Annotated in this window: 15 protein-coding genes; 11 read left to right on the plus strand and 4 right to left on the minus strand. The window is 34.7% G+C overall.

The window, feature by feature from the left end; genetic code table 11:
* Window positions 1-290 precede the first annotated feature (290 nt).
* The 4 genes from L3X37_RS03880 to L3X37_RS03895 form a co-directional block, all read right to left on the minus strand.
* Entirely contained in the window at window positions 291-1,151 is an 861-nt protein-coding gene (locus L3X37_RS03880) for a hypothetical protein (RefSeq protein WP_237238865.1), read from the minus strand.
* A gap of 11 nt (window positions 1,152-1,162) precedes the next feature.
* Window positions 1,163-2,791, minus strand: a complete 1,629-nt coding sequence (locus tag L3X37_RS03885) for a SusD/RagB family nutrient-binding outer membrane lipoprotein (protein ID WP_237238866.1) — start codon at window positions 2,789-2,791, stop codon at window positions 1,163-1,165.
* Between the two features lie 12 nt (window positions 2,792-2,803).
* Window positions 2,804-6,028, minus strand: coding sequence for a SusC/RagA family TonB-linked outer membrane protein (locus L3X37_RS03890; RefSeq protein ID WP_237238867.1), 3,225 nt, complete (start codon window positions 6,026-6,028; stop codon window positions 2,804-2,806).
* Window positions 6,029-6,268: 240 nt separating this feature from the next.
* Complete coding sequence (locus tag L3X37_RS03895; RefSeq protein ID WP_237238868.1) at window positions 6,269-7,960, minus strand: POTRA domain-containing protein; 1,692 nt, start codon at window positions 7,958-7,960, stop codon at window positions 6,269-6,271.
* 220 nt (window positions 7,961-8,180) lie between these two features.
* On the opposite strand from L3X37_RS03895, the gene rpsL reads away from it, so the two are divergent.
* The 11 genes from rpsL (at window position 8,181) to rpsC (ending at window position 15,567) form a co-directional block, all read left to right on the plus strand.
* The gene (gene rpsL / locus L3X37_RS03900) at window positions 8,181-8,555 is read left to right on the plus strand and encodes a 30S ribosomal protein S12 (RefSeq protein WP_019386263.1); all 375 of its coding nucleotides are present in this window, start codon (window positions 8,181-8,183) and stop codon (window positions 8,553-8,555) included.
* Window positions 8,556-8,648: 93 nt separating this feature from the next.
* Window positions 8,649-9,125, plus strand: a complete 477-nt coding sequence (gene rpsG, locus L3X37_RS03905; RefSeq protein WP_237238869.1) for a 30S ribosomal protein S7 — start codon at window positions 8,649-8,651, stop codon at window positions 9,123-9,125.
* Between the two features lie 6 nt (window positions 9,126-9,131).
* On the plus strand, window positions 9,132-11,258 hold the full coding sequence (gene fusA / locus L3X37_RS03910) for an elongation factor G (RefSeq protein ID WP_237238870.1): 2,127 nt from the start codon (window positions 9,132-9,134) through the stop codon (window positions 11,256-11,258).
* 12 nt (window positions 11,259-11,270) lie between these two features.
* Window positions 11,271-11,576, plus strand: coding sequence for a 30S ribosomal protein S10 (rpsJ, locus tag L3X37_RS03915; protein WP_007650482.1), 306 nt, complete (start codon window positions 11,271-11,273; stop codon window positions 11,574-11,576).
* Between the two features lie 191 nt (window positions 11,577-11,767).
* The gene (gene rplC / locus L3X37_RS03920) at window positions 11,768-12,385 is read left to right on the plus strand and encodes a 50S ribosomal protein L3 (protein ID WP_237238871.1); all 618 of its coding nucleotides are present in this window, start codon (window positions 11,768-11,770) and stop codon (window positions 12,383-12,385) included.
* On the plus strand, window positions 12,385-13,014 hold the full coding sequence (gene rplD, locus L3X37_RS03925) for a 50S ribosomal protein L4 (protein ID WP_237238872.1): 630 nt from the start codon (window positions 12,385-12,387) through the stop codon (window positions 13,012-13,014). The genes rplC and rplD overlap by 1 nt, the downstream gene beginning before the upstream one ends.
* Before the next feature lie 7 nt (window positions 13,015-13,021).
* On the plus strand, window positions 13,022-13,312 hold the full coding sequence (rplW, locus tag L3X37_RS03930; protein WP_237238873.1) for a 50S ribosomal protein L23: 291 nt from the start codon (window positions 13,022-13,024) through the stop codon (window positions 13,310-13,312).
* A 10-nt stretch (window positions 13,313-13,322) separates the two neighbouring features.
* On the plus strand, window positions 13,323-14,150 hold the full coding sequence (gene rplB, locus L3X37_RS03935) for a 50S ribosomal protein L2 (RefSeq protein WP_237238874.1): 828 nt from the start codon (window positions 13,323-13,325) through the stop codon (window positions 14,148-14,150).
* A gap of 3 nt (window positions 14,151-14,153) precedes the next feature.
* A complete protein-coding gene (gene rpsS / locus L3X37_RS03940; RefSeq protein WP_013869040.1) occupies window positions 14,154-14,432 on the plus strand; it encodes a 30S ribosomal protein S19 in 279 nt (92 codons plus the stop codon).
* A gap of 6 nt (window positions 14,433-14,438) precedes the next feature.
* Window positions 14,439-14,846 (plus strand): 50S ribosomal protein L22, encoded by a 408-nt coding sequence (gene rplV, locus L3X37_RS03945; protein ID WP_237238875.1) that lies wholly within the window; start codon window positions 14,439-14,441, stop codon window positions 14,844-14,846.
* A 7-nt stretch (window positions 14,847-14,853) separates the two neighbouring features.
* Window positions 14,854-15,567: a 30S ribosomal protein S3 gene (rpsC, locus tag L3X37_RS03950; RefSeq protein WP_237238876.1), complete on the plus strand. Its 714-nt coding sequence runs from the start codon at window positions 14,854-14,856 to the stop codon at window positions 15,565-15,567.
* The last annotated feature ends 13 nt before the right edge of the window (window positions 15,568-15,580 follow it).

Raw genomic sequence — 15,580 nt, forward strand, 5'->3', positions numbered from 1 at the left:
AACAGTTTGTTGTTTGCGAAGTGTTTCAAGCGTAGAAACAGATTCTTGTATTGTAAATTCTTTCGGTTTTGCCATAGTGAAAGATACTAAAATATAACGACTTTTACTATTTAAAATGGTATTAGAGGTAGTAATGCTCCTTTTCCTTACCAAAGCTTCCCTTTAATATGAAAGCACGTTCTTTTGTTAATAGGGACTGTAGCTCTTTGGCATAGAGCCTTTGCGCCTAAAGCAAAAAAGGATTACTTTTATAAGTAATCCTTTTGCTTTATTGTGTTAATATCCAATTTTTATGGACTTGTGTACTCAGGGCATGTTCCAGGCTCAGGCCCAAAAGGTCCAAACTCTACTCCATCAGGGTTGGTAATGGTGTAAACATGTTCTTCTTCCCATGATCCACTTGTATAAGAAATTCTTAAAACTCCTGTTCCGGCAGGAACGTTAATTGTATGATTAGCAAAGTCTCCATCAGCTACGGTGTAATCAGTCATAGCCCCATCAATTTCAACAGTTACAAAAGCACCATCCCAACCGTCACCAAATAGATCAGTCATAGCAATAATCCAGTCTCCATTGATAGGGTTGTTGTTTGGTGGGCAAGGTATTGCAAAAGAAAATGCGAATGCATTTCTATAACCCGCTTCAGACAATAAATCACCTGAACTGTTACCTCCAGCAGCAACTTTAGTGTCAGAATCGTAGGTTAGAGGATCTGAACTATATACAATACCATTATTATTTACTGCAGTTCCAGTAAAAGAAAAGGTGTCAGCAAAGCCCACATCAGCAATATCAAATCCTAACGCGCTTGCTAAATCAGACATAGTAATAGTTAAATTGGCAGGGAATGAGGTAACTGTTTCACCAAACGGAACAGGACCATATTCTTCGCCTGCAACCACAGCAGAAACTTCAATACTGTAGCTAGCTACATTACCATCGGGAGCTTCAAGTACATTAGTTATTGTAATATTAGCAGCTTCAGCTAAACTTGCTATGTTCACAACTGTTGGGAAGGGAGTTTCAAACCTTACAAAACCACCTAGTTGAAATTCATCTAATCTGTTCTTTTCTTCATCCTCGCAAGATTGAAATGGAATCAATAATGCAAAAACCATAAAAGCTTTTAAAACTAATTTAAAATTTTTCATATTATTTTTTTTTAATCTATAAAGTTATCAGGGTTTGTATCCCAAAATACTTTAGTAAGAATTGTTTTTTGACTAACATTACTATTCGAATTAACTTCGATTGCTGGATACATAAAAGATCTAGGGAAATCTCCAGGTGTAGAAACATGAGGAGGCATATCACTAGGTAAACCAGTACGTCTATAATTATTGTAGGCTTCTATACCATTACCCCATAAGGCGATATAGTATTCTTTCATAATTATATCTAATCTTTCATCATCAGAACTAGCGGCATCATACTCGCCTAAAACGTAGGCAACATAATCATCAACATCGGTTTGAGAAGCAGCAAATGCAGCATCTACTGGACCAGGGAAGTTAAGTACTTTGCTCATAGACGCACGAATACCTTCCTCTAAAAGTGTTTTAGGGTTTCCAGTTGTTCCAGACATTAAAGCTGACTCAGCTAACAAGAACTTAACATACGATGATAACATAAAAGGGAATATACCAGCGCCATTACCAGTACTTAAATTAGTATCGGTAACAGATAAGAATTGGTCACTATCAAAAGCTCCTCCTATGGGGTATAGACCATAAGTAGATCTTAATAATTGATCTGGTGCAACTCCATTGTCATTTCCATGATCTCTTGTCCAGTATAAGTCGTCAAGATAACAGAAGTTTTCAAGAGGTAATCCTGCACATTCTAAAAACTGATTTGCTTCTGTTGGGACAGTAGTAGTTTGTCTATAGAAATAATAACGTAATCTAGGATCGTTAAAGCCTTTATCATCTTTAAGGAGATAGACATAGTAACTTGTCAAATAATCATCAGCACCGTCTGCATCATAACATAAAGCAAAATATGGGTGCCTACTATCATTAGGAGATACAACCGTAGAGTACTGAAATTGGAAGTCTTCAGAAGCTTCATCTATAATGCCTTGGCTGATTAGCGTATTAATTTGTGAGCTAAAATTACCAATTAAACGCATTTGAAGATACATTTTTAACTTCAAAGTTCTTGCTAAGGTAATCCATTTGGATGGGTCACCTCCATAAAACAAATCATTTGCTGGCATGATAACATTTTGAGTATTCAATGCAGCTATGGCTTCATCTAATTCTACTAGTATTGCATCATATATACTCTGAGCCGAGTCAACTTTAGGATTAGGGTTAGCTAAACCTTGAGTGGCTTCAGAAAAAGGTACATCTCCAAAGATGTCAACTAATGTTACCATAGTATAAGCACGAATAATTTTGGCTGCACCAATTATACCTTGTTGATTATTGTTTTCAGCAATAGGGAGTAATTCTGTAATTTCTTTTAATGCTCCCAAATATAAATTTTCCCAAGATTCATCTAAAGAACTTGATGTAAGGGAAAATGGCCCAGCATAAGCACCAAATAAATGTTGCATTCTTGCAGCTTCAGCGGCTCTTACATTTAAACCATCTTCATTGTCTTCATTATATGCTATAGCCAATGTGAAATTAATTTGAGCAGCATTAAACAGTAAGTTGGCATCAGCACTGTCCGGAGTAGGATTACTAGGGTCTGTTACTAAATCTAACTCGGTGGTTTCACAACTCAACGTCATGGCAAACACTAAGAGTAAGAAATATTTTATTTTAAAATTTATTGTTTTCATATTAGTTTTTTTTTAAAAAGTTGCCTTGATACTGAAACTGAATTTTTTAGAGGTTGGAGCTGTTTGGAATTCTAAACCTTGTCCATTTCCAACACCCGTACTAATAACTTCAGGGTCAAAATTAGTATGCTCAGGAACGTTAGGTGCCCAATACCATAGATTATTACCTAAAACTGTAAAAGATAAAGAACCGAATGGTGTTTTTTCTAAAAGTTTGTTTGGTAAGTCATAACTTAATGAAATTTCTCTTAACCTAACTACAGAACCATCATAAATAGCTTGTCCTGCTGGATCTAAAAAGTTTAAGAAATAAATTTCATTTGCACCTAATTGAATATTGTTAGGTATCTGGTTGCCATTTCCGTCTACAAGTGGTTCTCCTGTAGAAGGATTTGCTAAAAACCCTGGTACTACAAGTGTGCCTTCACGTTGATCTGTATCTTTTGTTACACCCCTACGCAGCAAATTGTCTATTGTGTTTGAAGAAAAATCACCACCATGGGTATATTCTACTTGTGCAGATAAGCTTAAATTTCCATACCTAAAGGTGTTTATAGTTGTAAGCTTCCAATCTGGATTTGGATCACCAATAACAGCATTATCTAACCCAATAGCATCACTATCTATAATGTTACCGGTTGTAGGGTTTATCATGTAATTCCCATTGTCATCTCTTACAGCATAACTACCTCTAATAACTCCTAAAGGTTGACCTTCTATAGCATAGTTTCCTAAGTTAGAAAAACCAGCAATAAACAATTCGTTTCCATTTCCATCAGTAGTAATAACTTCATTTTCGAATGCAGTAAAACTATAGTTTGAATCCCATTGAAACTTACCGTCATTTCCTTTAAATGGAGAAATTCCCAAATCTATTTCTATACCTTTTGTTTCTAATTCACCCAAGTTTTGGACAGAGGTTCTAGAACCAGAAGAAGAAGCAAGATTAACTGCAACAATTTGATCTTCGGAATTACGTTTGTAAACACTGGCTTCTAATGAAATACGGTTTCTCCAGAAACGGGCTTCGATACCAGCCTCTAGTTCTTCGTGGAGCTCTGGTTTAAGGTCTGGGTTTGGAGCAACCGTACTCGGAGATATAGTATTAATTGGAACGCCGCCACCAGTAGTTAGAGCTGCAGTTGATAAGCTAAAGGCTCCTCTAGTATTATATGGGCCAGGGAAACCTGCTGAAGAACCAAAACCAAAGCGAAACTTTAAATAATTTAAACCATCACTTTTAAGGCCATCTATGGCTGCTGTTGGAATGAAAGAGATTGAAGCACTTGGATAAAATAATGATCTATTTGCAGATTCAACGGTAGATATCCAATCATTACGACCAGCTACGGTTAGATATAGGTAATCTTCATAGCCAAATTCTAACTGACCAAAAATACCTAGTCTATTAACTTTTTGCATAAAATCTAATTCGCTACCAAAGGGATCAACATTACTTTGAGATACAAAATTATTATGGTCTATTAACCCAAATACAAGTTGGTTTTGACTAAAAATACCAAACTTTTCAAAAGATTCTGAATTGGAATTTAAGCCTATTGTACCGTTTAACGAAATATTGTCTGTTATTTGCTCACCATTAATATTGAATAATATACTGTGATCCCATATTCTATTTGTTCCAGAAGTAGTTTTTAAAAAACCTTGATTGGCTTGTATGCTTGCTACACCTCCTTTGTTCATGTAGAATTGCTGCTTTTCTGTATAAGTATCATAACCTAAACGATAGGTTAAAGAGTATATGTCACTTATATCGAAGGTCGTACTTACTGAATTATAAAAACGATCAACATCAATAGATTCTTGAGAATTTGCTACTAACCATAGAGGGTTTTCTTGGTCGGTTCTATAATATACACTAGCACCTGTGATAGGGTCTTGATAAGGTAAACCATTTAAATCAAAGCTTCTAGGTATGAACATAGTTCTTTCAAAGATTGAAAAATTTCCAGTACCACTATTGGCTGCTACAGGAGGGGTTTTAAAACCACTATTTACGTAATTAAACGAGCCAGAAACGGAAAATTTATTGCTTAACTTAATATTTCCTCCCAAACCAAAATTTAAGCGATCAAAACTATTGCCTGGTACAAAACCATCTTCACGGGTACGACCAAAATTGATATTATAGGAAACATTTTCAGAGCTTTTAGAAGCATTTAAAGAAGTTGTATATCCTATACCTGTGTTGAAAAAATCTTTTACGTTGTCCTTAAATGGTTGGTATAATACGTTAACGCCTTGAAATTCAGGAAAGGATGCTGCTAGGCGACCTACATTATAGTGATGTCTTACCATAGTGTTACTGTCGAAGCGTCCCCCCCAAGTACCAACAAATCCAACATTTGTACTATTATCTCCACCTTGACCATACGTGTTTTGGTAATCGGGTAAATTTGAGATTTTACTAAAAAAAGTGGATTGGTTTACAGTAATTTCGAACCCCTTATCTATGTTGGCAGTACTACCTGTTTTTGTTGTAATCAAGATAACTCCATTTCTACCTTGTTCACCATATAGTGCTGTTGCACTTAAACCTTTAAGTACACTCATAGATTCTATGTTGTTAGGATCTAAATCTAAAAATCTACTGGAAGCGGATACTGATCCATTACCAGTAGTCACATTACTTTCTGCGTTAGTAGAAGAACTAAAGGGCACACCATTTACAACAAATAAAGGCTGGTTGTTTTGAGTAATAGAACCAGGTCCTCTAATGATAATATTTGTACCACTACCAGCCAAACCACCGGTGCCAACAACATTTACACCTGCAACTTTACCTGATAAAACTCTTGCAATATCAGCTTCAGGGCGGCTTTCTACTTGTTCAGAATCTAAAGTTGTTACAGCATAACCTAAAGCCTTTTTCTCCCTTCTAATGCCTTGAGCAGTAACAACAACCTCCTCTAGAACAGCTGCATCTTCCTGCATAGTTACATTAATTGTATTGGAGGATCCAACTGTGATTTCTTGACTTGTGTATCCAACAAAACTAAATACAAGAATATCTCCTGTACTAGCGTCAATTGAATAATTACCATCGAAATCGGTTGAGGTACCAGAGGATGTACCTTTTACTAAGACAGTCGTGCCAGGTAAAGGTAATCCCGTTTCATCGGATACCGTTCCTGAAATTGTCTTTTCTTGCGCAAATGAAAATTGCACGACAAACGCTAATAATAACGTTAGCATTCCACTAAACTTTGTTTTCATTTTAATAATTATTTGAATTAGTCGACCCAAAAGTCTTAATAAAAAGTTAATAAAACAAAAAAAATATAGTTAAAATTTAGTTTTTGAATTTTTTTGATTTGTTTAATTTTCAGTAAAAAAGCAAAAACAGAAGTGATTCTTTATTAAAAGACGGTGTTTTTTGAGAATAATTTTGTCTAATCCGATAAAAACTTATGCATGCATAATAATTACTATAGTTCTTAATTTAAGCAATTCATTTTAAAAATTAGCTACTAGACTAAGATGAATTTTAGAATCTGAAAATTTAAAAGCTTGGTTCTTAATTTTACCATTGGCATAATTAAATTTAAAAAGACCAGCTTTAGTTAAAATGCCAAACCCAAAACCATATCCAAAAAGTTTTTCTTTTATATTCGTTATTTTGTTTTCAAAATAGGCTAAATCTGTTATACTATGTATATATATGCTATTATTAAGTTGATATCTATACTCTGTATTTAAAACACCAAAAAGCGAAGCGAATAAACTATTTTCTTCAAAACCTCGAATAGAATTTATACCGCCAAAGCGGAAAAGTTCGTTTTCTAGATAGGTGTTTGAAATTAAATGAGAACCATTAGCGCTAAAATAAAAACTGTTTTTATTATTAAGATTAATAATTTTAAAAGCATTAATAGAATGTAGGGACTGTTTCTCCTTTGTAGTAGTTACTTCTCTATTACCAAAACTAGTTTCTAAAAACACACTTGATTTTACAGGAAACAATAAATTGTTAGGCTGCAATTTTAAATATTGATATGCGAATGAAAAAAAATTGGAATTGTAATCCGCAATGTTTTGCAAATTACTAGAAGACAATAAATTGTTAGAAGTAGTAGCAGTTATGCCACTATATATTTTATGTTTAGAGTTAATTTGATAATGCAGTTTTGCAGATTGATTTACAATAGTAAACGTAGAATCCTTTTTAAAAATTTGTAAACCTAAATCTATCCCAATAGGCGACTTAAATAAATAAGGTAACGTTAAATTAGTTCTAAATGTTTTTTGGTCGTTTTCATCACTTTTATAAAGCAGACTAAACGATTCACCAAAATTCAAGTTATTGGTTAAGTTTAAATTTAAAAAACCATCAAACTCTAATTTATTTGTTTCTTCGTTTGTGCCAAAACCTAAAAAACCATCAAACGAATTGCTTTTAGCTTTTTCAGTATATATATATAATGTGGTAGAATCTTTAGTAAAAAGAACTTCGGGCGGTTTAATTTGATTTGCAAATTTTAAATCGTTAAGCAAATTCGTTTTTTCTTTAATTACATTTAAATTAAAAGCTTGATTTTCTTTAATTTTTAAATAATGTTTTAGATATGATTTTGGGAATTTCTCATAACCTTTAATTATTATATTGTCAATAGTTCTTTTTTGTTTGTTAGAATCAATTATCAAATCTGCCCTCAAATTATTTTCTACAATATGAATATTTGATAGTTTTAATTTTGAAAATGGATTACCTTTTTCCGAAGTCTTTAAGTTTATAAAATTTAAACTGTTTTCTACATGGCTAAATGGAAGCGAAAAATAATCATCAAAAACGTCCTCTGAAATCAGTTTTAAAACTGGGGTATCAATAATTGAACTATTATAATATATATGTATGGTTTTGTATTTTTTTTTAAGATGAAATTTTGCAGCAAAAGTTGAATCATCTTTTTTAATAATACCTGTCATTTTATTTTCTATGTAGCCTGTTTTGTAAAGTAGGGTCTGAATTGAATCCACTTCAGAGGTAATAGATTTATAATCATTATGCACCTCTAAATAATTTAAAGAATCTATTTGTTTGGTCTCAACCTCATTATTTCCAATAATTTTTAATCTTAAATTTTGAGAAAATACTTTAGAAGAAAAAAGTATACATATAATAAGGACTAAAAAAGCGGTTTTTTTCACAAGTAATGATTGCTAAAAATGATTTAATGTGTAGTTTTATGCTTCTAACTTCTAACATTTTCGGTGTAAATCTAACGGAAATTCTACGCTTATAATATAGAGAATACTATAATTTTTGAAAACTCTTAAAAATTAATGATTTAGGGTTTGAATTATTCATTTTAATTTCTACCTTTGCAGCCCTCTTAAAAGAGGATAATAAAATTTATATATATTATATATGCCAACAATTTCGCAATTAGTAAGAAAAGGAAGAGCCAAAATAACCAAGAAGAGTAAATCGGCTGCTTTAGATTCTTGTCCGCAAAGACGTGGTGTGTGTACTCGTGTTTACACAACAACTCCTAAAAAGCCTAACTCAGCAATGCGTAAGGTAGCAAGGGTTCGTTTAACAAACGGTAACGAGGTTAATGCATACATTGGCGGTGAAGGACATAATCTACAAGAGCACTCGATAGTATTGGTTAGAGGTGGAAGGGTAAAAGATTTGCCAGGAGTTAGATATCACATCGTTCGTGGTGCTTTAGACACAGCAGGTGTTTCAGGTAGAACGCAACGTAGATCTAAGTATGGTGCTAAACGCCCTAAAAAGTAAAATTAAAGTTTGAAGCTAGAAGCACGAAGTTAGAAGATTAAATCAACTGACCAACAGCTAAAGGCTAAGAGCTAAAAAACTTAAAAAGAAGACATGAGAAAAAGAGCAGCAAAAAAGAGACCGCTTTTACCAGATCCAAAATTTAACGACCAGTTAGTAACACGTTTCGTTAATATGATGATGTGGGATGGAAAGAAGTCTGTCGCTTTTAAAGTATTCTACGATGCAATTGATATTGTAGACTCGAAAAAAACTGACGAAGAAAAAACCGCTTTAGAAATATGGAAAGATGCGTTGTCAAATGTGATGCCTCACGTAGAAGTACGTAGCCGTCGTGTTGGTGGTGCAACATTTCAAATTCCAATGCAAATACGTCCAGATCGTAAAGTTTCAACAGCGATGAAATGGTTAATTAGCTATTCACGTAAAAGAAACGAAAAATCTATGGCAAATCGTTTAGCAGCAGAAATATTAGCTGCGGCCAAAGAAGAAGGAGCAGCAGTTAAGAAAAGAGTTGATACTCATAAAATGGCTGAAGCAAATAAAGCATTCTCTCACTTTAGATTTTAATACGACATGGCAAGAGATTTAAAATATACTAGAAATATTGGTATTGCTGCACATATTGATGCAGGAAAAACTACTACTACAGAACGAGTTCTTTATTATACAGGTGTTTCTCATAAAATTGGTGAAGTACATGATGGTGCTGCAACAATGGACTGGATGGAGCAAGAGCAAGAAAGAGGTATTACAATTACTTCTGCTGCAACAACTTGTACTTGGCAGTTTCCAATTGAAAATGGACAACCAGTAGCAGATACTAAAGGATACCATTTTAATATAATTGACACACCAGGTCACGTTGATTTTACCGTAGAGGTAAACCGTTCGTTACGTGTGTTAGATGGTTTAGTGTTCTTATTTAGTGCAGTTGACGGTGTTGAACCACAATCTGAAACTAACTGGAGACTAGCAGATAACTATAAAGTGCCTCGTATCGGTTTCGTTAATAAAATGGACCGTCAAGGATCTAACTTTTTAGGTGTTTGTCAACAAGTAAAAGACATGTTAAAGTCTAATGCGGTGCCAATCGTTTTAAACATTGGTGACGAAATAGATTTTAAAGGTATTATCGATTTAGTTAAAAATAGAGCTATTGTATGGCATGATGAAACTCAAGGGGCGACTTTTGATGTTATTGAAATTCCAGAAGAGCTTAAAGAAGAGGCTAGAAAATATAGAGCATTATTAATTGAAGAAGTAGCAACTTACGATGAAAATCTTCTAGAGAAATTCATGGAAGATGAAGATTCTATAACAGAAGACGAAGTGCATGCTGCGCTTAGAGCTGCTGTAATGGATATGGCTATCATTCCAATGATTTGTGGTTCTGCTTTTAAAAATAAAGGGGTTCAGTTTTTATTAGACGCTGTTTGTCGTTATTTGCCTTCTCCTTTAGATAGAGATAACATTGTAGGTACCGATCCAAATACTGGAAATGAAGCTGTACGTAAACCAGATGCTTCAGAACCTTTTTCTGCATTAGCATTTAAAATTGCTACCGATCCTTTTGTTGGCCGTTTAGCATTCTTTAGAGCATACTCTGGTCGTTTAGATGCGGGTTCTTATATTTTGAACAATCGTTCAGGCAAAAAAGAGCGTATCTCTCGTATTTACCAAATGCACTCTAATAAACAAAATGCAATTGATTATATCGAAGCTGGAGATATAGGTGCTGCCGTAGGATTTAAAGATATTAAAACTGGAGATACGATGTCTGATGAAAAACATCCTATCGTTTTAGAATCGATGGACTTCCCAGATCCAGTAATTGGTATTGCTGTTGAGCCTAAAACTAAAGCTGATGTTGATAAATTAGGTATGGCTTTATCTAAGTTATCCGAAGAAGACCCAACATTTACTGCTAGAACTGATGAAGCTTCAGGACAGACTATTATTTCTGGAATGGGTGAGCTTCATTTAGATATTATTGTTGATCGTTTAAAGCGTGAGTTTAAGGTTGAAGTAAACCAAGGTCAACCACAAGTTGAGTACAAAGAAGCTATTACACAAGCTGCTGATCATAGAGAGGTTTATAAAAAACAATCTGGTGGTCGTGGTAAGTTTGCCGATATTGTATTTACTATTGAGCCAGCTGATGAAGGTAAAACAGGATTAGAATTTGTTTCTGAAATTAAAGGCGGTAACGTTCCTAAAGAATTTATCCCTTCAATTGAAAAAGGATTTAAAATGGCAATGGTTAATGGACCTTTAGCAGGTTACGAAGTCGATGCTATGAAAGTAACATTAAAAGATGGATCTTACCACGATGTAGATTCTGATCAGTTATCTTTCGAATTGGCTGCAAAAATTGGATTTAAAAATTCTGCAAAAGCTGCAAAAGCAGTAATTATGGAGCCAATCATGAAACTTGAGGTAATTACACCTGAAGAAAACATGGGTGACATTGTAGGTGATTTAAATAGAAGAAGAGGACAAGTAAGTGATATGGGAGATAGAGCTGGTGCAAAAACTGTAAAAGCTACTGTGCCATTATCTGAAATGTTTGGATATGTAACAACATTAAGAACATTATCATCAGGTCGTGCAACATCAACAATGGAATTTTCACACTATGCAGAAACTCCTTCTAACATATCTGAAGAAGTAATTAAAGCAGCTAAAGGCGTTGAAGCTTAAAATTTAAGAAAAATGAGTCAAAAAATCAGAATAAAACTTAAGTCTTACGATCACAATTTAGTAGATAAATCTGCTGATAAGATTGTAAAAACAGTAAAAAGTACTGGAGCTGTAGTAACTGGACCAATTCCATTACCAACGCACAAGAAAATTTTCACTGTATTACGTTCTCCACACGTAAACAAGAAATCAAGAGAGCAGTTTCAATTATCTTCTTACAAAAGATTATTAGATATCTACTCGTCGTCATCAAAAACCATTGATGCCTTGATGAAGCTTGAATTACCAAGTGGTGTAGAAGTAGAGATTAAAGTATAATTGTCATTCCTGCGAAGGCAGGAGTCTCATAAATTGAAACTTAGAAGTTTCAAGACATGTCTGGAGCTGCGAGCGAAGGAAAAATGGATAAATACATTTCAGGGACGAAAGGTATTTTGTCCCTGAATTTTTTTAAATAAGTAATGTTGAACGTGTTTCAACTAAATAGTAATAATTAATAATAAATAAATATGTCTGGGTTAATTGGAAAAAAAATCGGTATGACCAGCATCTTTGATGAAAACGGGAAAAATATTCCTTGTACTGTAATCGAAGCTGGACCATGTATCGTTACCCAAGTCAGAACCGAAGAAGTTGATGGTTATGAAGCTATCCAACTTGGTTTCGATGACGCGACAGAAAAAAGCGCTACTAAAGCAGACTTAGGTCATGCTAAAAAAGCGGGTACTTCTGTAAAGCGCAAGGTCGTTGAATTTAAAGGTTTTGATGAGGAGTACAAATTAGGAGATGCTATCACTGTAGAACATTTCGCTGAAGGCGAATTTGTTGATATTGCAGGAACATCTAAAGGTAAAGGATTTCAAGGTGTTGTAAAGCGTCATGGTTTTGGTGGTGTAGGTCAAGCTACTCACGGTCAGCATAACCGTTTAAGAGCACCAGGTTCTATTGGAGCTGCATCTTATCCTGCACGTGTATTCAAAGGCATGAAAATGGCCGGAAGAATGGGTGGTGAAAAAGTGAAAGTTCAAAATTTAAGAGTTTTAAAAGTAGTTGCTGAAAAGAATCTACTTGTGGTTAAAGGTTGTGTACCTGGACACAAAAATGCTTATGTAACAATTCAGAAGTAATGAAAGTAGCAGTTTTAGATATAAACGGAAAAGACACAGGTAGAAAGGCAGACCTTTCTAAAGATGTGTTTGCTATTGAACCTAATAATCACGCTGTGTATTTGGATGTTAAACAATATTTAGCAAACCAACGTCAAGGAACTCACAAGTCGAAAGAAAGAGCTGAGATTTCTGGAAGTACACGTAAGATTAAAAAGCAAAAAGGAACAGGTACTGCAAGAGCAGGTAGTATTAAGTCTGGAGTTTTTAAAGGGGGTGGTCGTATGTTCGGTCCAAGACCTAGAAATTATAGCTTCAAACTTAACAAAAACTTAAAACGTTTAGCGCGTAAGTCTGCCTTAAGTATCAAAGCAGGAGAGAAGTCAATTACAGTTTTAGAAGACTTTAATTTTGATGCTCCAAAAACTAAAAATTTTACAGCGGTTTTAAAGGCTTTAGAGCTAGAAAACAAAAAAACGCTCTTTGTGTTGGGTGGCTCAAATAATAACGTATATTTGTCATCGCGCAATTTAAAAGGCTCTGAGGTTATAACGTATTCAGAATTAAGTACTTACAGAATACTTAATGCGAATCAAGTGGTGTTATTAGAAGGCGCTTTAGAAGGAATTGAAACAAACTTAAGCAAATAAGAAACAGATGAGTATCTTAATTAAACCTATAATCACAGAAAAAGCGACAGCTGATAGCGAGTTAAAAAACTGCTATTGGTTCTCAGTGAATAAAAGGGCGAACAAGGTAGAAATCAAGAAAGCGGTGGAAGCTGCTTACGGAGTTTCTGTTGAAAAAGTTCGTACTATAAATGTCCGTCCAGATAGAAGTACTAAGTTTACAAAAACTGGTATTCAACATGGTAAAACAAATGCTGTTAAAAAGGCAATTGTACAACTGGCGGAAGGTGAAATGATTGATTTATACAGTAACATGTAATTAGACAAAAATGTCAGTAAGAAAATTAAAACCAATCACACCAGGACAGCGATTTAGAGTAGTAAACGGTTACGATGCCATTACTACTGATAAGCCGGAAAAGAGTTTACTCGTTCCGAACAAAAGGTCTGGTGGTAGAAACAATCGAGGAAAAATGACTATGCGCTACATAGGTGGTGGTCATAAGAAAAAGTATCGTATTATCGATTTTAAAAGAGACAAAGCTGGGATTCCTGGTGAAGTAGCTTCTATTCAATACGATCCAAACAGAACAGCTTTTATTGCATTATTGAATTATCAAGATGGCGAGAAAAGATATATTATTGCTCAAAATGGACTTCAGGTTGGGCAAAATGTAGTGTCTGGTAAAGAAGGGGTTGCTCCAGAAATTGGAAACGCAATGCCGTTAAGTGAAATTCCATTAGGTACAATTATTTCTTGTGTAGAGTTACGTCCTGGTCAAGGAGCTGTTATGGCTCGTAGTGCTGGTGCTTTTGCTCAATTAATGGCAAGAGATGGTAAGTTTGCTACGGTAAAACTACCTTCAGGTGAAACAAGATTAATTCTTGCAGACTGTATGGCAACTATTGGTGTTGTATCTAACTCAGATCATCAATTATTAGTTGGTGGTAAAGCAGGTAGAACACGTTGGTTAGGAAGAAGACCACGTACTAGACCAGTAGTTATGAATCCAGTTGATCATCCAATGGGTGGTGGTGAAGGTAAATCTTCAGGTGGACATCCACGTTCTAGAAACGGTATCCCAGCTAAAGGTTACAGAACCCGTTCTAAGACTAAGGCAAGTAATAAATATATTGTAGAACGTAGAAAGAAATAAGACATGGCAAGATCATTAAAAAAAGGACCTTACGTTCATTATAAATTAGAAAGAAAAGTAGCTGCAAATGTAGAGGCTAACAAAAAAACGGTAATCAAAACGTGGTCTAGAGCCAGCATGATTACTCCAGATTTTGTTGGACAAACCATAGCGGTACACAATGGCCGTCAATTTGTACCAGTGTATGTAACAGAAAACATGGTAGGTCATAAATTAGGAGAATTTTCACCAACACGTTCATTCCGTGGGCATGCAGGTGCTAAAAATAAAGGTAAAAAGTAGTAAGCTATGGGAAGTCGTAAAAAACAAATGGCAGACGCTATTAAGGAAGCTAAAAAGCACGTTGCTTTTGCAAAACTTAATAATTGTCCTACATCACCAAGAAAAATGCGCTTAGTAGCCGATTTAGTAAGAGGTGAAAAGGTAGAGAATGCACTTAATATCTTGAAATTCAACAATAAAGAAGCATCTGGTAGATTAGAGAAGTTGTTATTATCAGCTATCGCTAATTGGCAATCTAAGAATGAAGATGCTGATGTTGAATCTGCGGAATTATTTGTAAAAGAGATTAAAGTGGATAGCGGATCTATGTTAAAAAGATTACGTCCAGCACCACAAGGTCGTGCACACAGAATTAGAAAACGTTCAAACCATGTAACATTAGTGGTTGGAGCTAACAATAACACACAAGCTTAATAAGAGTATGGGACAAAAAACAAATCCAATCGGAAATCGCTTAGGAATTATCAGAGGATGGGAATCTAACTGGTACGGAGGAAACGATTATGGTGATAAACTTGCCGAAGACGATAAGATTAGAAAATACGTTCATGCGCGTTTATCTAAAGCTAGTGTAAGTAGAGTAATTATTGAGAGAACTTTAAAACTTGTAACCGTTACTATCACTACGGCTCGTCCAGGTATCATTATTGGTAAAGGCGGTCAAGAGGTAGACAAGTTAAAAGAAGAACTTAAAAAAATTACTGGTAAAGAAGTTCAGATTAACATCTTTGAAATTAAAAGACCTGAACTAGATGCATTTTTAGTAGGATCAAGTATTGCTCGTCAAATTGAAAACAGAATTTCATACCGTCGTGCAATAAAAATGGCTATCGCTGCTACAATGAGAATGAATGCTGAAGGAATAAAAATTCAAATTAGTGGTCGTTTAAACGGAGCTGAAATGGCACGTAGCGAGCACTATAAAGAAGGACGTATTCCTTTATCAACATTTAGAGCCGATATTGACTATGCTTTAGTTGAGGCACACACTACTTATGGTAGATTAGGTGTTAAAGTATGGATCATGAAAGGTGAAGTATATGGCAAAAGAGAGCTTTCTCCACTAGTTGGATTATCCAAAAAAGGTGGAAAAGGTGGTGCAAGAGGCAACAAAGGACCTCGTCGTAGAAAGTAATTTTTTATAAAGT

The organism is Wocania arenilitoris (assembly GCF_021728535.1).
Classification (GTDB): Bacteria; Bacteroidota; Bacteroidia; order Flavobacteriales; family Flavobacteriaceae; genus Wocania_A; species Wocania_A arenilitoris.